Raw genomic sequence first — 21,503 nt, 5'->3', positions numbered from 1 at the left:
AGGGAAGGTTCGTGGACGAAACATTTGCACATTCTGGGGTCTGGGCGCTCGCGATCATCATGATCGTGATCGCATCTTGGCTTTTTTACCGCTATATTGCACCGAAAACGTGGAGAGAATGGGCTGGAGCGGGGCTAGTTCAGGCTTTCATCATTGCGCTGTATGCGGAAATGTATGGCTTTCCCCTGACAATCTATTTGCTTGTTCGCTTCTTTCATCTGGACCGTAGTCACCTGAACGCCAATTTATGGTCTACGCTTCTTGGTATGGGCGAGACCGGCATGATGATCTCCATGATATTTGGATATGCACTACTTTTCGTTGGTATAGGCCTGTTCATTCAGGGATGGCGGGAGCTCTATCGGGCGCACGAGAATCGGAGGCTTGCGACGACCGGTCTGTACAGTTTTGTCAGGCACCCCCAATATAGCGGATTATTCATAGGCCTATTCGGAGAAGGTGTTGTACATTGGCCTACGGTCTTTTCTATTGTGCTGTTTCCTATCATTGTCATCACTTACACGCTGCTTTCCCTTCGTGAAGAGCAGCGCATGCTTGACCAGTTTGGGGAGCAGTATCGCGTATACAGGGCGCGGGTCCCGATGTTCTTCCCTGGTCGTCGCCAGTGGCGACAGTTCATTGCTCGATCACAGTCAGAATGACGAGTCCAGCCAGGTCTACCAAGGTTTTGGTTTGCCAAGTCGCCGGTTCAACCTCAGCCTGTGCTATCCTCGGCACTTTGGTAAAAGACCTGTGGCCGTCAGACAATTTTCGCGCCGCCAACTCCTTTTCTTGCACTGGAGAGCCGACAGCCGCCGCAGGACAAAATGCGGTTGCTCTGGAGGCAAAGCCGTCACAGGCGCCCGGATCGGGCAATCGCGCGCGAGAGGCGCAGGGTATACTATAGCGCGAGGAAATAGCCGGCCAGAGCGAGCAGGGGCATGCCCAGGATGCGCGGGCCGATGCTATGCTGCATGAGCAACGACGAGGCAATGTATAGTCCGAGGGTTACGAGAGCCAGCGCAAGCCGGTCGCCCGTGCGTTCCAGACCGGCTTCGAAACGTGCTAAGTTTATTGATCAATCCGCCATCTCCGCTTCGTGTGCGACTGACGTTTTTGCAATATGTGCATCGGTGCCGTTCCTAATCTGTCGCCGTCCGCCGGGGATACCTGGTCAGGCCAGTCCTGATGAAGACGAGATGTTCGCGGGCATGGCGGCTATCTGCCGGCTAGCGCCACCGAGAAGACTGCAGCAGCCGAACTGTAATTTTAATGTGAGCTACGCGTCTATCGATTGGCTGCTGGTCATGCTCTTCGTCTCGTGCTTTGGATGGAGCATCATCGGAGGACATGTCAGGCACCGACGAGGTTAGGTGATCTCGCGTATATCATTGCCGCCCAAGTGATGGTTGCTGCTTGGACGTCTGAAATCGACATTTTCCTGCCCGGAAGGAGGTTCCGATGCCACATTTCCAAACCAATGGCAGCTCAGGCCGCGCACCGATCCGAGCCTTCTTTCCCGATAGTTTGCCACCCATGAGAAGGGCTGAGAAACAGCGTTCCGAGATTCTGGCCTGCCTCGACGATGATCCAAACTGCCACGTCGTTGCCCGACATGCGCTGGCGCTGGCGGCCATCTTCGGTTTGCCGGTAACATTTGCGCACGTTTCAGAATCGAAGCGCAACGCCGAATTGCCTGCCGATCCTCTTGATTGGCGCCTTCACCTGAACGAATGCGGCGAGCGGCTTGACCGGATCATCACTGAGGTACGCGGCCCGGAGATGGACATCGGCCGGTTGCTGCTAACCGGGTCCCCCGCACAGCAGCTCAACGGCTGGGCGCAGGACCATGCCGGGGCACTGCTCGCATTGGCGACGCGCAGCTATGAGACAGAGGGCTCCACGGGACTGGGTAGCACCGTGCAGAAAATTCTCGATCGGGCCTTGGCTTCGCTGCTGCTGATTCCCGGCGAGGCGGATGGCGCCGAGATGGTAGCCTATCGAAGGCTGGTCCTTCCGCTCGATGGTTCTCCGCAAGCGGAAAGCGTGCTGCCGGTCGCCGAAAGCATAGCGCGCGCGCTAGGAGCCGAACTGATCCTGACCCATGTCGTTGCCAAAGCCGAAACCATCAACCATGGTCTGCCTCATGCGGGTTCTGGCGAGCTATGCAGCAGGCTCAAGGATCATAATGAGGCGCGTGCGCGCAGCTATCTGGAAAGACTGCGGACACGGCTCTTGAACGAAGGCCTTGCCGTCCGGGCCGTCGTGGAATCAGATGGTGATCCCCGTAATCGGCTGCGTCGTCTTGCCATTCAGCACGATGCGGACCTGCTCGTCGTCTCATCGCATGGCCACAGCAACCTCAGCGATGTCGCATGCGGCAGTGTCACTGAATATCTCGCGAAACACGCTCCGTGCCCGGTGCTGATCATTCGCCCAAATTTCCATATAGACGCGGCAGAACGTACTCTTGAAGGCCCGAGTCTCGCGCCTTCGGGACGCAGTCAACTCGCGCAATAGTGGCAGACGTTTCACCGGAATCCGTGGCGCTCCTTCACGCGGCTGAGGAGCTTAGCCAGACACACCGCATCTCGACTGCCAGCCCGCGACCGATTCCGGCCTGGTCCCAGGTTGGCGCGGTCGCTCAATGGCTGCATGATGCGCGTCTGGCATGCACGACCGCTGCTCCCGAAGCGAGCAAGGCTGCCGAATGGCTGCTGGACAACGACTATCAGGTGCACCGTGCGCTGCGGCAGATAGAACAGGATCTCCCCGCAAGCTTCTACGAGCGGTTGCCTGCTTTGGCTGACGATGGGGGCGCAGCCTCGCCACGTGTGTTTGTCCTCGCGCATCACCTGCTGCGTCTCACACGAATGCAGATCTCCTCGGGGACTCTGGTCCGATTTCTGCAGAGCTATCAGCGAAAGTCACCGCTATCGATTGCCGAACTGTGGGCTTTTCCCACGATGCTTCGTATCGCCTGCGTCGAGATTCTCGTTTCCACGCTCACGCAAATATTTTGCGATTGCCTGACCGTGCCGTTTCGCCCGTCACACTGGGCGACCGAACCGCATTCGCTCGAGGCGACGGAGCAGGTCGGGCGCGCGATCGCCAATCTTGGGCTCATCGAAGCGATTTCCTGGGAGGATTTCTTCGATCAGGTCAGCTGCGTCGAAGAGATTCTCCGAACCGATCCGTCAGGCTTCTATGAGCGAATGGATTTTCAAAGCCGCGACCGTTATCGGCGCGTCGTCGAGGAACTTGCGCGCTATGCTGCGAAGGATGAAGCCGAGGTTGCGCGGGGCGCAGTCGATGCGGCGAAGTCGGCGCAAGCCGAGCTGCCGCAACGTCACGTCGGCTATTGGCTTGTCGGGGACGGGCGCGCTGCGTTCCGGCGTCAACTTGGCGCGCGTCTCCCCTTGGATTGGCGCTGGCGAAATGCAGCGCTTGAAAGTCCCGGCCTGTTTTACTTCTCGGCGCTCGTCGTTTTCTGGGCTGGCGCCCTGTTTCTGCCCGCGTCTTACCTGTGGTGGATCGATTCCAGACTTCCTGGCTGGCTCGGCGGTCTCTCCCTGACGTTCATTCCGGCGTCTGTGCTGGCAATCACTCTGCTTCACTGGGCGATCACGCGGATTTTCCCGCCGCGCGTGCTCAACAAGCTCGATTGCAGCGAGGGGTTGCCGGGAGATTGTCCGACCTTGATCGTCATTCCGACGATTGTTGCGCGTGCGTCCGAGGTGCCAGTCTTCCTTGAGCAAATGGAGACTCATTGGCTCTCTAATCTTGATCCGATGCTACAAATTGTTCTGCTGGCCGATCTCGCTGACGCTGATACGGAGCACACCCCTCTCGATGACGACATCGAACAGGCGCTCAGCGAGGGGGTCCGCGCGCTCAACGCGCGATATGCTGGCACTGGCGGCGGTCCGTTCCACCTGCTGCTGCGGCCCAGACGCTATAATCCGGCCGAGGGCTGCTGGCTCGCCTGGGAGCGGAAGCGCGGGAAGCTCGAACAGTTCAACCGCATGCTGGTGGACGGCGACTCTTCGGCTTTTTCCCTTCATGTTGGCGATCGTCCCGGTCCCACCGGCGTGCGGTTCGTCGTTACCGTCGATGGCGACACGATCCTGCCGGCCGGATCGGTGTCCAAGCTGGTCGGCGCGCTTGCGCACCCGCTCAACCGGGCGCAGATAGACCCCGCAACCGGTGCGATCACCAGCGGCTATTCGATCATCCAGCCGCGGGTGGAAATATCGCCGCAGAGTGGCTCGCGAACGCTGTTTGCGCGTCTGTTCACGGGCGATACGTCGATCGATATCTACAGCCGCGCGGTCTCGGACGTCTATCAGGATCTGTTCGGGGCCGGAATCTTTGTCGGGAAAGGTATTTACGATGTAGAGGCCTTTCACCGTAGCGTTGACGCTCGCGTTCCTGAGAATGCTATTCTCAGTCATGATCTGTTTGAGGGTGCGCACGGCCGGGTTGCGCTTGCGACCGATATCGTCCTCTACGAAGGGTTCCCGCGCAGCTATCTTGAATATGCGCGTCGGCTGCATCGTTGGATTCGCGGAGACTGGCAGCTCTTGCCATGGCTTGCTCCCAAGGTTCCAACGGCTGATGGGACAAAGGTTGCGAACCGGCTCTCGGGTATTGATCGCTGGAAGATCATCGACAATCTTCGCCGTAGCCTTGTGGCACCAGCCACATTCCTTCTTGCCCTGGCGGGGTGGCTGGTGCTTCCGGGACAAGCCTGGTTCTGGACATTGCTTGTCTTTTTCACACCGGCCGGACAGCTATTCGCCGATCTGGTCAGCGGGCTCGCGCGCGGGCAGCGGCGCGGGTCGGCGCACGGGCTGCTCCCGCAACTTCGTGACCAGGCGGGGCGCTGGCTTCTTGCCATCGTCTATCTGCCTCACGAAGCTCTCTTGTCGCTACGGGCGATCGGGCTTACGCTCTGGCGGCTGCTTGTCACCCGTCGCAAACTGCTCGAATGGACGACTGCAGCCCATGAGGCGTCGCGCCTGCGCGCGCACCGCACCCGGGCGCGAATTTGGAGCCAGATGTGGCTCGGCCCGACGGTCAGCGTTGGACTTGCCATGGGATTGGTGGTGATGCGGCCGGACACACTCCTGTCGGCACTCCCGCTCCTCATCATCTGGATAGTTGCGCCCGAAATCACCTGGTTCATTGGACAGCAGCGCAAGGAGGAGCGCGAGCCGCTTTCGCCTGGCGACACAACCTTTCTTCGGATGCTCGCGCGCAGGACCTGGTTTTATTTCGAGACTTTTGCCGGTCCCGAGGACAATTGGCTGCCGCCTGACAATTATCAAGGCGCTCCTCACGAGGAGCTAGCCCATCGCACATCGCCGACCAATATCGGGATGCTGCTTCTTTCGACTGCAACGGCCTGGGATCTCGGTTACCTGGGACGAACAGAACTGGCTGCGAGGACCGCGAACCTGTTTGGATCGCTCGCCCGCATGGAGCGCTATCGCGGTCATTTCTATAACTGGTATGATACCAGAACGTTGGCGTCGCTGGAGCCACGCTACGTCTCGACTGTCGACAGCGGAAATCTCGCAGTCTGCCTGGTTGCCTATGCGGAGGCGCTGCATAATGCGTGCGAGGGAAACCGCCTCGAAGCCCAACGCTGGGACGGCCTCGTCGATGTGCTCGACCTGCTCGACGAAACGGCCGCGGGATGGAACGGCGAGGCTTTGCGGCAATGGACAAGTGACATCCGCGCCCGCATCATGTCGTTGAAACAGGCGCCGGAAAGCTGGACCAACGGGCTTCGCGAACTTTGCGAGACTCGCATTCCGCAACTCGAGCACGCCCTGGCTAAAGTGATCGAGGCTGCGTCTTCACCGCCAATGGATGTGTTGCGCGACCTGCACGGATTTCTCGACAGGCTTCGCTATCAGTCACGCTCTATGTGGAACGATGCCGAAACAAGCCCAGCACCTGCCAATGACCTCCTTCGCCTTGCCGACCAGGCGCGCGAATTGGCCTATGCCATGGAATTCAAGCCTCTTTATGACGAAGATCGGCGCCTCTTCCGGATCGGATATAATGCGAGTTCCGGCCGAGCCGATCTACATTATTACGACCTCCTTGCATCGGAAGCCCGTCTTGCCAGTTTTTTCGCGATCGCCAAGGGTGATGTGCCTGTTGAACACTGGTTTCATCTTGGCCGTGCGCTGACGCGGGCAGATGGCGGACTTCTGCTGATCTCCTGGAACGGCTCGATGTTCGAATATCTGATGCCGCGCATGTTGCTCAGTTCGAGAACACGCACGCTGCTCGGCGAGAGCGAACGGCGCGCCGTTGAAATCCAGCGACGTTATGGGGAAAGCCACCGACTTCCTTGGGGCATTTCCGAGTCCGCATATTCCGCGCGAGATCCCGAACATCACTATCGGTACCAGGCCTTCGGAGTGCCTGCGCTTGGTCTGAAGCGGGGACTTGGTCGCGATATGGTAATTGCTCCTTATGCGTCGGCTCTTGGGTTGCCCGTCGCGCCAACTCAAGCTGTGGCCAATCTGAAAGAGCTCGTCCGGCTTGGCGCCAGCGGCCGCTACGGTCTTTTCGAAGCGCTCGATTTCACGTCCGATCGAGTGTCGCAGGGCAAATTCACCGCTGTCCATGCCTACATGGCACACCACCAGGGAATGATTCTGAGTTCCATTGGCAATGTGTTGCTCGACGATATTCTTGTGCAACGCTTCACTGCGGATCCGAGAATGCGGACGGTCTCGCTGCTGCTCAGCGAGCGCGTTCCGCACGAAATTCCTGCGGAGATGGAGCGGCTCGAGGAACGCGACCGTCCCCTGGGACGAGGGGCGCCGCTGCGGATTCCCGCAGCCTGGACGTCACCGCCGGCCACTGCCTTTCCGCAGGTCCACCTGCTGGGGAATGGTCCCCTGTCGAGCTGGATCTCGGAAGCCGGCGGCGGGGGCCTGCGCTGGCACCACAACGCGCTCACGCGCTTCGTCGCCGATGGCACGCGGGATGCCAACGGCTATTGGATCTATCTGGCCGACGATGAGAGCGGGGCCTTGTGGTCGGCGGCGCGACAGCCCACAGGAGCGCTGCCCGAGGAGTACCGCGTCACCTTTCATCCCCACATGGCGGAATTTCACCGACGCGATCACGGGATTGTGCTAAACCTCGAGGTGGCAGTCATCGCGGGCGACGACATCGAGGTTCGTCGCCTCACGCTTGTCAATGAAGGCCCCCAAGCGCGAGCATTGCGTGTGACGAGCTACGGCGAAGTCGTTCTCGGTGCGCCAATGGATGACGAGCGGCACCCTGCTTTCAGCAAGCTGTTTGTTGGCAGCGAATATATCGCTCATTTGGGTGGTTTGTTGTTCCGCCGGCGCGCCCGCGCGCCACATGAGACGCCGCCCCTGCTCTTGCACTTCGCGGTCGATGCTCAAGGTCCGGTCCAGCCGTTGGGCTATGAATCGGACCGCAACCGGTTTATTGGCCGAAACGGCGATTTGCGCTTCCCGCCGGGCGCGCGGATGGCTCTTTCTAACAGCTCGGGTTGGACTTTGGACCCGATCATGGCGCTGCAGCTCGGGGTTACACTACAGCCCTATGAGACGCGCGAACTCTGCTTCATGGCCGTGGCAGCCGCGACCAGAGAGGGCGCGGTTGACCTGGCGGAACGCTATTCGACCTTGGCTGCGGTCAACTGGGCATTGCACGACGCCCTTGGAGCGAGCGCGCGCGCCCTTGAGCGTGTCCAGATTGAGTCCGCCAGCCTGCCGGCGCTACAGGCGCTCGCCTCGCTCCTTGTCTATCCGCACGGAGCGCTGCGCGGTGATGCCGCCACGCTCAACGCCAACCACTTAGGGCAATCGCATCTGTGGGGAATGGCTCTCTCCGGCGACCTTCCAATTTTGATGTTGCGAACCACAGGTACCGGCGGCTTGCTGGCGCAACAACTGATCGGCGGCCATCAGCTATGGCGCCGGCACGGGCTTCAGGTCGATCTTGTGATCCTTCAGACTGGTGGGTCGGCTTATGTCGAGCCGATCCGGGACGACGTTGTTGCCCTGCTCCGGCAGATCGGTGCAACGGAAATGCTTGGCCGCAAAGGCGGCATTCACCTTCTCTTTCGTGACCAGATCGGACCGGACCAAGTGAAACTGCTGGAGAGCGCTGCCTGCGTTATCCTTGATGAGCAGAGGGGGGCACTGGAGGACCAGCTGTTTCCGGCGTTTGAGGCGCCCCCATCGCTGCCGCGCTTTTGGGCAGCGCTTCCGTTCGATCAGACTGCCGTTGATGTGCTGGAACGCCCGAAGGATCTTCGCTTCAACAACGGGTTCGGCGGTTTCACGCCGGATGGACGAGAATATGTCATCCACCTTGATCCTGGCGAAGCCACGCCCGCACCCTGGTGCAATGTCCTCGCCAACGATGAGTTCGGCACACTGGTCAGCGAAGCCGGCGGGGGCTTCAGTTGGGCGATCAACAGCGGTGAGAACCGCCTGACGCCCTGGACAAACGATCCCGTGTCGGACCCGCCTGTCGAGACCCTCTATCTGCGTGATGAAGAAACGGCCTCGGTCTGGACCGTGACGCCTGCCCCCGCAGGGCATTCGTCGGCTTGCCAAGTGCGGCATGGGGCCGGCTATACGCGATGGACGCAGAAGTCGCACGGGCTGGACCAGGAAATGCTGGTGTTCGTTCCCTTGGACGCTCCGGTGAAAATCGTCCGGTTGCGACTCTGCAACCTTGAGAACCGACACCGGCGTCTCACCTCGACCTATTATGCCGAATGGCTGCTGGGAGCGCTCCCAAGCATCGCACGGCCCCATATCGTGTGTGATTATGATCCAGCCGCGCAGGCGCTTCTGGCCATGAATCGCTGGAATGAGGATTTCGCGGAACGGGTTGCGTTTCTCACCGCAAGCCGGCCTCCCCATGGGTTCACAACCGATCGTCGCGAATTTCTCGGGCCGGAGGGCGACCCATCTGATCCGGACGCACTGCGACGCTGGGGCTTGAGCGGCAAGCTCGTGGCGGGAGGCGATCCGTGTGGCGCCTATCAGGTTCATCTGGAGCTCGCTCCTGGCGCGAGCGAGGAAATCATCTTCGTCCTGGGGCAAGGAGCAGATCACGCCTCGGCAAGAGAACTGGCACGGCGCTGGAGCTCGTCCCATGCGGCCGAACAGGCCCTGCAGACGCTTGAGCGTCACTGGAACGGCATCCTGGGTGCTGTCGAAGTGTCCACGCCCGACCCCGCCTTCGATCTCATGGTCAATCGCTGGCTTATTTATCAGAGCCTGTCGTCGCGGGTGCTCGCCCGAACCGGTTTCTATCAGTCCAGCGGTGCAATCGGCTTTCGCGATCAGCTGCAGGACGTGCTGGCGCTGCTCCACATCGAGCCAGAACGAACCCGCGCGCATATCCTCCAATGCGCCGGGCATCAGTTCACGCAGGGCGACGTCCTCCATTGGTGGCACCCGCCCTCGGATCGAGGGGTGCGGACACGTTGTTCTGACGACCTCATTTGGCTGCCCTATGCGGTCGGCACCTATGTGCAGGCGACGGGCGATCTCACCATCCTCGATGAAGAGATTCCCTTCCTGGATGCGCCGCCGCTCAAACCTGAGGAGGAAAACCGCTACGCCCGCTTTGATGCAGCGGGCACCCTGCGGCCGCTGATTGATCATTGCGAACGGGCCCTGGAGCATGGGCTGACCGCAGGTTCCAACGGGTTGCCGCTCATGGGCGCCGGCGATTGGAATGACGGAATGGACCGATTGGGTCGCGAGGGTCGTGGCGAGAGCATCTGGCTCGCCTGGTTCGGCTCGGTCACTGCGGACCTGTTTGCCGATGTCAGCAGGCGCGCCGGACGAGGAATGAGCGCATTGCGTTGGGCCGAGCGGGCGCGGGAACTGCGAGAACGTGCCGAAGAAGCTGGATGGGACGGCGCATGGTATCGGCGCGCATATGATGACGAAGGACATCCGCTCGGTTCGGCGACCAATGACGAGTGCCGGATTGATTCCATTTCTCAGTCCTGGGCGGCCTTTGCGGGTGCTGAACCAGAGCGCGTGCGGCAGGCATTGGACGCTGCGTGGCGGGAACTGGTGAGTTCGGAACACAAGCTGGCGCGCCTCCTCTGGCCGGCTTTCGATAAGGGCGCGCGCGATCCGGGTTATATCAAGGCCTATCCGCCGGGCATTCGCGAAAACGGGGGGCAATATTCGCATGCCGCCGCCTGGCTTGGCATGGCGTTTGCCGAACAAGGGGAGTCCGATAAGGCGTTCGCCATCTTCGATATGATCAATCCCGTTCGACGCTCCGACGAGAAGGCAAAGGCGGAACGCTATGCGCTCGAGCCCTATGTCGTCGCAGGCGATATCTCTGCTGCCGACCCCCATAGCGGGCGCGGCGGCTGGAGCTGGTATACCGGGGCAGCAGGATGGGCGTGGCGTCTAGCTGTCGAGGGCATTCTGGGCTTGAGACTTGTCGATGGCCACCTGACGATTGCACCGTCCATTCCTCCCTCGTGGGGCGGCTTCCGAGCCGTTTTGCGCGGTCCCGCCGGCACGATTTCGGTGCACGTCGACGATCCCGATCATCTGGGGCGTGGAAACGTGGAACTCACCGTCAATGGCGTGCGCCGGGGGACAGACGGTATCCCATTCCCGACAGATGGCGCTGAGATCGAAGTCAGGGCGCGACTGGCGACTTGAGAATACCGCGCCGGCCGATCCTGTGACCGCGCCTTTGTCGTGCAGCGCGGAGCAGGTGCAATCTGTTGGAGTCAGCAACGGGAAGTCCTGGCGACAAGGAAGGCAAGAGGCTTCACCGGATCGCAGGAGACAAATGGAGACAACAAATGAAAGCAGCCAGTGAACAGCGCCCGCCACTCACGATCTCGGCCTCGCCGAGGTGCTATTGCGGCGTTGTTTCGATCGAAGTCAAAGCGGGGCAAACATGAGTATTGCCGCGCAACTGCTGCTCGGCGCACTGGTGGTGGCGGTGACGATGATCGCGCAGGCGGGCTTTGTTGCCGCGGCCTTCGCCGCATCAGACCGCCTCGTGCCCCCGCGCGTTCGGAGTAGCCGGCTGGCAAGCATGCTGATGCTCGCGGCCGCAACGATCTGGATGCTGGCCGCACTGACCTTCGCGGCATGGTTGTGGGCCGGTCTGTTCCTGTGGCTCGGCGCTTTCGGCTCGCTTGAGCCGGCGCTCTATTTCGCCACCGTGTCACTCACGACATTGGGTTTTGGAGACGTCGTTCTTGCTGAGGATGTCCGGCTCCTGTCTGCGGTTGTCGCCGCCAACGGCCTGATCATGTTCGGCCTCAGTACGGCGTTCCTGATCGAATTTGTCAGCGATGTGCGCGAGGAGGAGGAAGAGCGGATCATTGAAAAGGGTCCGTAGAGGGAGGAGGGTCCGAATTTCGGAACGCCCTCACAGAACAGAATAATTTTCGCGCCACCAACACCTTTCCTCACACTGGAGAGCCGACAGCCGCCACGGGACAAAATGCGGAGGCTCTCGAGGCGAAGCCGTCACAGGCGCCCGGATCGGGCAATCGCGCGCGAGAGGCGCAGCGTATACCATAGCGCGAGGAAATAGCCGACCAGAGCGAGCAGGGGCATGCCCAGGATGCGCGGGCCGATGCTATGCTGCATGAGCAGCGACGAGGCAATGTATAGTCCGAGGGTTACGAGAGCCAGCGCAAGCCGGTTGCCCGTGCGTTCCAGACCGGCTTCGGTGCGCTCGATCTGCGGCAGATGAATCTGAAGCGCGGGATGAAACCCCTCCCGCCGGGCCTCGGAAAGCCACGCTGCAGCGGCGCCTGGCAGGTCATAAACCGCAAGGCCAGCCTCAAATCTCAGTCGCGAAAGCGCTGCATGTGACGGACCCTCGGCCAGGGCCATGATTGCAGCGTTGCCCCTTTCAATGAGGGTATCGAGAACGTTCATCGCCGGGTCGAGCGTATGCAATGCATGCTCGACAAGAAACAGGGCTCGCATGAGGACAATCAGATAATGGGGCAACAGTACCGACTCCCTGTTACCCAGCCGCGAAATACGAAGGAACAGGTCCGCCATCGACCATTGCCGCATCGGAAGCGACGCGTATTCGGTCAGGAACTCCTCTAAGCCGTGGACGATTGCCTGCCGTTCACCGGAGATCCGTAGCAGTCCGAGTTCGACTGCCGCATCAAGCATCCAGTCGGCATCCTGATGAACAAAGGCTCGAACGAACAGCGCCAGCCGCCGCCGCGTCGCATGGTCGAGCTGGCCGGTCAGTCCGAAATCATGAAAGCAGATTGTTCCAGCGTCCATGAAGAAGAGGTTCCCGGGATGGGGATCGCCATGGAAGAAACCCAATACGAAGATCTGGTGCAGATAGATTTCTACGAGGTTGGCGGCGTAGCGAGGCCCAGAGCCGGCCAGGGCTGCATCGGAGAGCAGGCGGCCTGAGGAGAATTCCTGGACAAGCACGGTTTCGGAGATGAGGTCATCGATAACTTCGGGGACGTGGACCGTTTCCCAATCCGCAAATGCATCGGCAAAACGGCGAACGGCTCGTGCTTCGAGCCGGAAGTCGGTCTCCCGGCGCAGATTTGTCCAGATCTCATGCGCCAGGCGCACTGGCTCGAAGCGCGCGATTCTGGAGGACAGGGTGCACAGCAGGCGCAGCAGCCCTATCAGCGCGCGCATGTCACGATCGATCTGCGACCTGATCCGCGGGCGTCGCACCTTGATGATCGCTTCGCGGCCGTCCGGCATTTGGGCACGGTGCACCTGCGCGATCGATGCGGCGGCGAGCGGGGTCTCGTCAAATGAACTGAACAGGTCGTGGATTGGCTTGCGGAGGCCAGTCTCGATCTCATGCCTGGCGGCAGCCTGCGGGAATGGCCTGGCGTCCGCCTGAAGCTTGCTCAGCGCTGCAATGTACCGGTCGGGCAAAAGGTCGCGGCGCAGGCTGAGCCCCTGGCCGACCTTGATAAAGGTCGGGCCCAGGCGCTCAAGGGTCGCGCGCAGCCGATCAGGCAGCGTCGAACGGTTGTCCGTGCCGCCTCGGAGTCGTTCGTAAACTGCAACGATCAGGAGACCGAACACCGCTCCACCGATGCGCAAGAACCTCGCAGCTAGCATCATCGGTGCCCGCCTCTTCGTTCGCCACCATGGCCGCCTAAACGCGCCCCTTCAAATCGGTGCGCGCAAATCCATGCTTTGCTCGGGGCAAAGGTCGCGTCCAGGTCAGGTGCTCATAGACACTCGCCCAGTAGAGACCGAATGCGCCGCCGAACATCAATTCCTCGAGCGGTATTCCGCCAGACATCAGCCCCGAAAGTGCCGGCAAATTCCAGACATGTTCGATGTAGCCCGGTGCGCTGAACCGAAGGCCAATCATGAAGATTGCGTAGAAGGCGAGGAAAAGCAGACCGCCATAGAGCGTCTTGGCGCCAAGATCCGGGCGGCACAGAACAGCGGCTCCAGCCCCGGACGCCATGGCGATCACGGCCGGGTAGATCGGATTCCACCCCAGCGTGAGCAGCGGCAGGAAGACCAGAACCGGCGCCGCCAGCGCGAGGCGATGGAACCGGTGCGGGCCATGCGGCGGAACCGGGCGTGTGACCCGCCGTGCCGCCAGATTATAGAGCACGGCGCCGATCCCGCCGATGCTGAATGAAAAGATGATGCTCTCCAGATCAAAGCCGGTCCTTTGCGCGAGGTCGAAGAGGCTCGGCGGGGACCAATAAGCCGGCACGAACAGCGGCTCGCTCAAACCGAAGGGCGCGGTACCGAGCGCAGCCCGCAGCATCAGCGTCCTGTGCTCACGAAATGAGCCGTAAATGACGATAAATGCCAGGAGGAAGGCCAGTGCCCAAAATAACCAGATGTAGTGATAGCCGGTCACGCGCGTTGCCGGAATTGCAACGGCGCGTCTACCGGTTCGCTGCGATCGTAATCGGTGATGTAGTCGCGGGTCAGGGGGACCGCGTCCCGGCGATGGGCCAGTTGCAGCTGGAACACCATCAGCGGCCCGTGGCGGAAAAGCATTTCGCAGGCCGCAAGATAAAATTCCCACATACGGCAGAAACGTTCGTCATAGAGTTCAGCCGCTTCGGCGCGCCGCGCCTGGAACCGTTCGTGCCAGTGCTTCAGCGTATCGGCATAATGCACCCGCAGGATCTCGATATCAGTGATCCACAAACCCGACTTTTCAACGGCTGCCACCACCTCCGATAATGCCGGGATGTACCCGCCGGGGAAGATATATTTGCTGATCCAGGGATCGGCGCCTCCGGGCGGCTCCATGCGCCCGATCGAGTGGATGAGCGCAACGCCATCCGGTTTGAGTGTGCGTGCCACCGATTTGAAGAAGGTGGAATAATCCGGCGGCCCGACATGTTCGAACATTCCGACTGAGACGACCCGGTCGTAAAGACCCATCTCCTCACGATAATCCCGGAGTTCGAACCGGACCTGGCGGGAGAGGCCCGCCGCCTCGGCGCGCGCGCGTGCAGCCGCGAGCTGTTCGGTCGAGAGCGTGACGCCCGTTACATTCGCCTTCGCCGCCTGCGCAAGCTCAAGCGCGAGCCCGCCCCAGCCCGAACCGATATCGAGCACCTCGCATCCGGGCTCGAGCAGTAGCTTTGCGGCCAGATGCCGTTTCTTGGCCGCCTGTGCTTCCTCGAGCGTCTCGTCCCCGGTAGGGAAATAGGCGCAGGAATATTGGCGATCGGAATCGAGAAACAGATCATAGAGCGCGCCCGAGAGATCATAGTGATGCGCGACGTTGGCGCGTGCGCGGTGGCGATGGTTGCGCGGACTCCGATTGCGACCGGTCCGCGCCCGCAGGCGCTGGATCGGATGGCGATCGAACGCCTCCAGCCCGTCGATCGCCAGTTGGAGGAGGTCGTGCAGCGAGCCACGCTCCAGCGTCAGCGTTCCCTCCATATAGGCCTCTCCGAACGCGAGCGAAGGATTGAGCGCGAGGCGCAGAGGCAGCTTCGGGTCGTGCAGGCGCACTGTCACTTTGGGACCGGGACGATGACCGAGGAATTCATGCGATCTTCCCCGATGATCGATGACGGTCAACTGCCCCGTTTGGATCATGGAGCGTAGCAACCGTGAAAGCAACGGCAAGGAACGCGCAGTTCCCGGTGACGAAACGAAGTTCTGCATCAGTGGTCATCCTTATCGGCCAAGACGAAGCCTAGTCACAGACGCCGGGCGAGAGGATTCCTTACACATTCGCCGCAGATCGTCAGGGAGCTTCGCGCAGCTGGCGCATTCGTTCGGCATCGCTGCACTGGCAATCCAGGAACCCGTGAATGACACAGGTGTGGCACATCTGTTCGAGCCGCTGTTTGAGCGCCTGGCGCGCGCGATGTAGCCGGACCGTGACATTGTTGAGCGTGATCCCGAGACTAACGGCAACCCTGTCCCGGGGCTCACCGAGCAAATCGACACGCCAGATGACAGCGGCATATTCCGCCTTGAGTGTCGGCAGCAGCTTATAGAGGCATTGACAGACCGCGTCGTCGATCTCCTTGTCGGGTTCGATCAGCGCTTCGGCCATATTGGCGAGTTCAACGGGATCCACGCCATGCTCGCGCCCCCGGCGCGTTGCCGCTGCGCGCTGATGGTCGACAAGCGTCGTCGCAAGCACCCGTCCGAGCCAGCCGCGAACCGTGCGCACATCGCGCAGATCGCCCGAGCGTTCCAGCGCTTTCAGGATGAAGCGCTGCAACACTTCCTCAGCCTCGTCATTACTGTAGAGGCGACGGCGCAGGAATTTGAGGAGATCGCGGTGACTCTCCACCAGCGCCCTTCTGACCGCCGCGACCATTTCCGACGGCTCTGCTGCTTTGTGTCGTGCGTCTTTTTCCCGTTCATCAGCCATGAAGATCCTCCATCTCCTAGACGGCAGAGTGCGCCGAACATTACGCACAAATGGGAGAAGCTGTTCGCTGTAATGATTGGCGTGAGCCATCGTCCTAACGAACGCAGGCCGGCATTTTACCGGCGGCGGGCGAGGGGCATCGGGATCCGCTCGCCACGCGGCAAAATTCCCGACGCAAAGAGGTCTTCGATGAAATTTCTACCCACCATCCTCACGGCCATGGCCGTTACCCTCGTCCCGGTGGGCGCCTACGCCCAGTCGGCACAGACTCATACGCCAGGTATCGGCCACAGCGTCTTCATGCGCGGGACGGTTGTGCGCGCCTCGGGCAACGACCTTGTCGTCTGCATCGGTAGCGCCGACGGTGCCGAGCCCGGTCAGGAACTGACAGTCTATCGCGTATCCGAGCATCCGCATGGCCCCAAAGGGCCACCGAGCTTTCTGCGGACCGAGGTCGGCACAGTGCGGATACAGCAGATCATCGACCAGCATTTTGCAAATGCCACCGTGACGTCGGGAGCGATCAAGCGCCACGATATAGTCGAGTTGCGGCGGCCCTGACACGGCCTCGTAGCGTCGCGACGCTGGCTTGGAGAGCGGCGTCACGATTGCGGTAATTTGATACTGGCAAGGAGACGATCATGAACGCGGAGCCAGTCTATATTCTCGGCTTTGATGACCCGGCTGCTGGCGATGTCGCCACGGTCGGCGGCAAGAACGCGTCACTTTCGAACATGGTGCGGACCATGCGCAGCGCAGGCCTTGCTGTCCCCGACGGGTTTGCCACGACCGCGTGCGCCTTTCGCGATTATATCGATGCCAACGGTATCGAATCGTCTTTGCGAGCGCAGATTGCCGCCTTCCAGGCGGGAAGGGCGCCACTGCATCAAACAGGCGAGACGATTCGTCGCCTGTTCCTTGAAGGCGAGTTTCCGACAGCGATGGCCGAGGCGATTCGCGAGGCCTATCAGGGTCTCTCACGCGCCGCAGGCGTCGATGAGCTGGGCGTGGCTGTGCGCAGCAGCGCGACGGCCGAAGACCTGCCGGATGCCAGCTTCGCCGGCCAGCAGGAGACATTCCTCAATGTTCGCGGCGAACGCGAACTCCTCGATGCCTGCCGCCGCTGCTTTGCATCGCTGTTTACCGATCGCGCGATCAGCTACCGTGAGGCGAAGAACTTCGATCATTTGAAGGTCGCTCTGTCGATCGGCGTGCAGCGCATGGTCCGTTCCGACCTCGCCGGATCCGGTGTCATGTTCTCGATCGACACGGAGACGGGCTTCCCGAGAACAGTCGTGGTCAGCGCCGCCTGGGGGCTGGGTGAGACCGTCGTTCAGGGAAGCGTGAATCCCGACAAATATCTGGTCTTCAAGCCGCTGCTCGATGAGCCGCGAGTACGCCCGATCATCGAGCGCACATTGGGCGAAAAGGAACGCAAGCTTGTCTATGCACGGGGCGGCAGCGCGCGCACCGTGCTTCGCGATACGACAAGGCGCGAGCGCGAGTCCTTTGTACTCGACGATGAAGAAGTGCTCCAGCTGGCGCGTTGGGCCATGCTCATCGAAGACCATTATGGCCGGCCAATGGACATGGAATGGGCCAAGGACGGCGAGACGGACGAATTGTTCATTGTCCAGGCGCGTCCCGAGACGGTGCAGTCCAGCCGCCACACCGCCAGGTTGAGATCCTATCGCCTGAAAGAGAAGGGCAAGACGTTGCTCACCGGCTCGGCGATCGGTGAGGCGATCGCGACCGGTGCGGTATGCATCATTCGCAGCCCTGCCGATATCGACCGTTTCAGGGACGGTGCGATCCTCGTGACGGAGATGACCGATCCCGACTGGGTGCCGGTCATGAAGCGCGCTGCGGGCATTGTCACCGATCATGGCGGTACGACGAGCCACGCGGCGATCGTCAGCCGCGAACTCGGTGTGCCGGCGATCGTTGGCACCGGTAACGGCACCGATGTGCTGAGCGAAGGCCAGGCGATAACCTTGTCCTGCGCGGAAGGCGATCGTGGCCACGTTTACGAGGGCGCGCTCGCCTTCGATGCCGAAGATATTGATCTTGCCGCAATACCCGATACTCGCACCGCGATCATGGTGAACCTTGCAAGTCCGGCGGCCGCATTGCGCTGGTGGCGTCTGCCGGCAAAGGGCGTCGGGCTAGCCCGTATGGAGTTCATCGTCAGCAATGCGATCAAGGCGCATCCGATGGCCTTGCTGCACCCCGAGCGCGTCACCGACGCTTCCGAGCTGCGCCAGATTCGCGCGCTGACCTCGGGGTTTGCCAATCCGGCCGAATTCTTCATCGAGACGCTCGCACTTGGCATCGCCAAGATCGCCGCGGTTTACCACCCATATCCCGTGATCGTGCGGTTGAGCGACTTCAAGACGAATGAGTATGCCCATCTCCTGGGCGGAGCCGCCTTCGAGCCGAGCGAAGAAAATCCGATGCTCGGGTTCCGGGGCGCCTCGCGCTATTATGATGAACGCTATCGCGAAGGCTTTGCGCTTGAATGTCGCGCGCTGAAACGTGTTCGCGAGGACATCGGCTTTCGCAATGTCATCGTCATGGTGCCTTTCTGCCGGACACCTGCAGAGGCGGATCGTGTGCTGGAAGTGATGGCGGAAAATGGGCTCGCTCGGGGCGGCGCCGACCTCGAAGTCTACATGATGTGCGAGATCCCGTCGAACGTCATCCTTGCCGAGCAGTTCGCGACGCGTTTCGACGGGTTTTCGATCGGCAGCAACGATCTGACCCAGTTGACGCTTGGCGTCGACCGCGACTCGGGCGATCTTGCACCGTTGTTCGATGAACGAAGTGAAGCAGTCACCCGCTTGATCGACGAGGCCATCGTCAAGGCCCATGATGCCGGAATCAAGGTCGGCATCTGCGGACAGGCTCCCAGCAACTATCCCGAGTTCGCGGCTTTTCTCGTGCAGGAGGGTATCGATTCAATCTCGCTCAATCCGGACAGCTTCGTGGCGACGATCCGCCATGTCGCCGAGGTCGAGCGAGCACTCGCGTCCGGAAGCCGAACCGACACTGCGACCCGCAGCACTGAAACCGCGCAATAGAATGAGGCCATGACCCTCTGCGGGCGAACTCACCCTGCGCTGCCCAACGGCTTGGCGTTCTGGATCGTGCAGCAGTGTCGGATCGCTCTCTGCACGAATCCCACAGACCTCGGCGCCCTGGGGAGCAAGCGTCCACCACGCGGACGATGAAGGTATATCGACGTGAATCGCACACGAGCTCGACCGCGCAGGATTCCCGGCAAGCAATACAGCCGGTGGAGCGACGGTGCGAACCATGCTGTGGAGGCGTTGCGGTCCCGGATTTTCGATTTCGCGTGGGCGCTATGGACAGCGCTGTTCGCGCCGGTGATTCCGCTCTTGTGGCTTGCCGGCTCGCCGCCACGGCTTGTCCGCAAGCTCACGCGGATCTGGGCGCGGGGCGTGCTTGTCGAACTCGCCTGGATCGTCGGGCTCAACTATGTCGAACAAGGGCGCGGCCACATTCCGCATGAACCCTGCCTCATCATCTGCAACCATCAGTCGACCTGGGAGACGCTGGCGGCGCTCGTGCTGTTTCCCGATGTCGCGATTATCGCGAAACGAGAGCTGCTGCGAATCCCGGTGCTGGGTTGGTTCCTGCGCCGGTCGCCGATGATTATCATAGACCGTTCCGACGGTGCGGCGGCGCTTCGGACGATGATAGAGGAGGGCACTGCCGCGCTCGCCGACGGGCGATCGGTGCTGATCTTTCCGGAAGGAACGCGCAGATGTCCGAGTGAACCGATCCAATTCAAGCGCGGCGTCGATCTGCTCTACAAGAGGTTGGGCGCGCCGGCTTTGCCTGTCGTCGTCGATTCGGGGAAGTTCTGGGGTGTCGCTTCTCGTCGCAAACGGCGGGGCACGATTACGGTGACCTATCTTTCCCTCATCCCGGCCGGGTTGAGCCTGGCCGATTTCGCTCGCCACGGCGAGCAGCAGATGCAGGCGGTGCATGCGGCTGCATCGCTGGTCGAATAGGGTCGATGCATGTTATTCTCTCTTCGCTGGGAGCGGTCCGCCGATTTAGAGAAGCGGACTGAGCAAACGGGCGACATTCTCGACAGTCTTCGCGAGCAACGGACGCTGACTCCATTGCTCCGGTGCCAAGCGCTCGCCTCTCGCGATATTGAGTGCCTGTTCCGCCTGAAGGCCCGCAGTCGCGGTCCTATCGTAGATGATCAAGCTGGCTTCACCGTTCAACAGGAAGGAACGTATATCGATGTTGCTTGAACCGATAACGGCGATTTCGTCGTCGATGGTGAGGTGCTTGGCATGGAGAAAGCCATCATGGAATAGGTGAATGGCGACTCCGGCCCGCAGCAGTTCGTCATAATAGGAACGCTGCGCAAGACCGACCAAGGGGTGATCGGCAACACGCGATAATATAAGTTTTACCTCGACGCCGCGCAGGACTGCTGTTTGCAGCGCCTTCAACAAGGCCTCGTCGGGAATGAAATAGGGTGTGGTGATCGTGATGCGGTGACGAGCGCCATGGACGAGCGCGACGATCAGCCGTTCTGCACCGGATATGGGGTAATCGGGACCGCTGGGTAACAGTTGGGCAACGGCTCCGGCGCGTGGATGGTGATGGGGGAAGAGCGCTGGACTGTCCAGTACGCGCCCTGTCTCGAGGAACCAGTCGGCGACAAACACCGCCTGGAATTCGAGTACAACCGGCCCGCTGGTTCGCGCTACAAGTTCCCTGTTGACGAGACCCGGAGAGAACTCCGCCGCTATCAGATTCTGAGAGCCGATGTAGCCGCAGCGCCCGTCGATGATGACGATCTTGCGGTGATTGCGCAGGTCGACCCGCGTTGAGCGCCGCTGGAAGAAGGTGACGGGAAGTGCGCGTTCAATCTCGACGCCGCCCGATGCGAGGCGCCGTCTCAGGCGGCGCGCCCAGGGACGCGAGCCCAGAGCGTCGATCAATACCCGGCATGCGACGCCGCGTTCAGCCGCCCGCAGCAGCGCATCGACTACTCGCCCGCCGGTGAGATCGTCGGCAAACATATACATCAGGATGTGAACATGGTCGGCGGCGTTCTCGATGTCGGCGACCAGTCGGTCGACCATGCCGTCATAGTCCGATAGAAATTCAACGCTATTGCTGCCGAGCGTCGGGAACTGGCCAAGCCGTTCGATCAGAAGCGCGGCTGGCAAGAAGCGTTCCGGTAGGTCTGGCCGACAGCAATGTTGCGAATGTTTGATTTCGCGCGAGGCTCTGGCGAGGAGATCTTGGGCAGCCTCGAACCGCCGCTTCCGCCACCGTGGATAGGTGGGGCGTCCGATTATCAGATAGAGAACGAGCGCCGGGATCGGCAGGAAGAAGACGAGAAGCAGCCAGCCGCGCGCGGCTTCGGGCGAGCGCCGGAACGGCACGACCACCAGCATTATAATCCGAATTGCCCATTCGACCGCAATGTAGCCAAGGCCGAGAGGGTCGATAGCACCGAGATTTGTCACGGTTAGTTCCCTTTCATCGGGGTCCATGCCAAACGGCTCTGGTCACATCTCCCTCCGTCGATGTTACGCAATTCGTCAATCTGG

13 protein-coding genes are annotated in these 21,503 nt (G+C 61.1%); 7 read left to right on the top strand and 6 right to left on the bottom strand.

What is annotated here, in order from left to right; genetic code table 11:
• On the top strand, window positions 1-662 hold a 662-nt coding region (locus NN5_RS06180), incomplete at its 5' end, for a methyltransferase family protein (protein WP_217998609.1).
• A gap of 239 nt (window positions 663-901) precedes the next feature.
• Here the strand turns inward: NN5_RS06180 and NN5_RS27435 are convergent.
• Entirely contained in the window at window positions 902-1,075 is a 174-nt protein-coding gene (locus tag NN5_RS27435; protein WP_505765570.1) for a hypothetical protein, read from the bottom strand.
• A gap of 386 nt (window positions 1,076-1,461) precedes the next feature.
• Between NN5_RS27435 and NN5_RS06175 the strand changes: the two genes are divergently transcribed.
• The 3 genes from NN5_RS06175 to NN5_RS06165 all read left to right on the top strand — a co-directional run bounded on the left by NN5_RS06175 (window position 1,462) and on the right by NN5_RS06165 (window position 11,409).
• On the top strand, window positions 1,462-2,520 hold the full coding sequence (locus tag NN5_RS06175) for a universal stress protein (protein WP_083835221.1): 1,059 nt from the start codon (window positions 1,462-1,464) through the stop codon (window positions 2,518-2,520).
• Window positions 2,520-10,715: a GH36-type glycosyl hydrolase domain-containing protein gene (locus NN5_RS06170; RefSeq protein ID WP_245656277.1), complete on the top strand. Its 8,196-nt coding sequence runs from the start codon at window positions 2,520-2,522 to the stop codon at window positions 10,713-10,715. The genes NN5_RS06175 and NN5_RS06170 overlap by 1 nt, the downstream gene beginning before the upstream one ends.
• Window positions 10,716-10,959: 244 nt before the next feature.
• Window positions 10,960-11,409 (top strand): ion channel, encoded by a 450-nt coding sequence (locus tag NN5_RS06165; RefSeq protein ID WP_067733095.1) that lies wholly within the window; start codon window positions 10,960-10,962, stop codon window positions 11,407-11,409.
• A gap of 131 nt (window positions 11,410-11,540) precedes the next feature.
• Here the strand turns inward: NN5_RS06165 and NN5_RS06160 are convergent, their stop codons facing one another.
• The 4 genes from NN5_RS06160 to NN5_RS06145 all read right to left on the bottom strand — a co-directional run bounded on the left by NN5_RS06160 (window position 11,541) and on the right by NN5_RS06145 (window position 15,897).
• Window positions 11,541-13,142, bottom strand: coding sequence for an ABC1 kinase family protein (locus tag NN5_RS06160; protein WP_051010064.1), 1,602 nt, complete (start codon window positions 13,140-13,142; stop codon window positions 11,541-11,543).
• Window positions 13,143-13,176: 34 nt separating this feature from the next.
• The gene (locus tag NN5_RS06155) at window positions 13,177-13,905 is read right to left on the bottom strand and encodes a lycopene cyclase domain-containing protein (protein ID WP_013833443.1); all 729 of its coding nucleotides are present in this window, start codon (window positions 13,903-13,905) and stop codon (window positions 13,177-13,179) included.
• Window positions 13,902-15,107, bottom strand: coding sequence for an SAM-dependent methyltransferase (locus NN5_RS06150; protein WP_013833444.1), 1,206 nt, complete (start codon window positions 15,105-15,107; stop codon window positions 13,902-13,904). Before NN5_RS06150 ends, NN5_RS06155 begins: the two co-directional genes overlap by 4 nt.
• A gap of 151 nt (window positions 15,108-15,258) precedes the next feature.
• Window positions 15,259-15,897, bottom strand: coding sequence for an RNA polymerase sigma factor (locus tag NN5_RS06145; protein ID WP_013833445.1), 639 nt, complete (start codon window positions 15,895-15,897; stop codon window positions 15,259-15,261).
• Between the two features lie 189 nt (window positions 15,898-16,086).
• Here NN5_RS06145 and NN5_RS06140 point away from each other — a divergent pair, with 189 nt between their 5' ends.
• The 3 genes from NN5_RS06140 to NN5_RS06130 all read left to right on the top strand — a co-directional run bounded on the left by NN5_RS06140 (window position 16,087) and on the right by NN5_RS06130 (window position 19,934).
• On the top strand, window positions 16,087-16,458 hold the full coding sequence (locus tag NN5_RS06140) for a hypothetical protein (protein WP_041558963.1): 372 nt from the start codon (window positions 16,087-16,089) through the stop codon (window positions 16,456-16,458).
• Between the two features lie 80 nt (window positions 16,459-16,538).
• A complete protein-coding gene (gene ppsA / locus NN5_RS06135; RefSeq protein WP_013833447.1) occupies window positions 16,539-18,977 on the top strand; it encodes a phosphoenolpyruvate synthase in 2,439 nt (812 codons plus the stop codon).
• A 381-nt stretch (window positions 18,978-19,358) separates the two neighbouring features.
• Window positions 19,359-19,934 (top strand): lysophospholipid acyltransferase family protein, encoded by a 576-nt coding sequence (locus NN5_RS06130; RefSeq protein ID WP_245656275.1) that lies wholly within the window; start codon window positions 19,359-19,361, stop codon window positions 19,932-19,934.
• 45 nt (window positions 19,935-19,979) lie between these two features.
• Here the strand turns inward: NN5_RS06130 and cls are convergent, their stop codons facing one another.
• Window positions 19,980-21,446 (bottom strand): cardiolipin synthase, encoded by a 1,467-nt coding sequence (gene cls / locus NN5_RS06125; protein ID WP_013833449.1) that lies wholly within the window; start codon window positions 21,444-21,446, stop codon window positions 19,980-19,982.
• Window positions 21,447-21,503 lie beyond the last annotated feature (57 nt).

The sequence above is a fragment of the Novosphingobium naphthalenivorans NBRC 102051 genome (assembly GCF_001590985.1).
In the GTDB taxonomy this organism is placed as follows: Bacteria; Pseudomonadota; Alphaproteobacteria; order Sphingomonadales; family Sphingomonadaceae; genus Novosphingobium; species Novosphingobium naphthalenivorans.
Note: the sequence above shows the minus strand (reverse complement) of the source record. Positions and strands in the feature narration are given on the sequence as shown.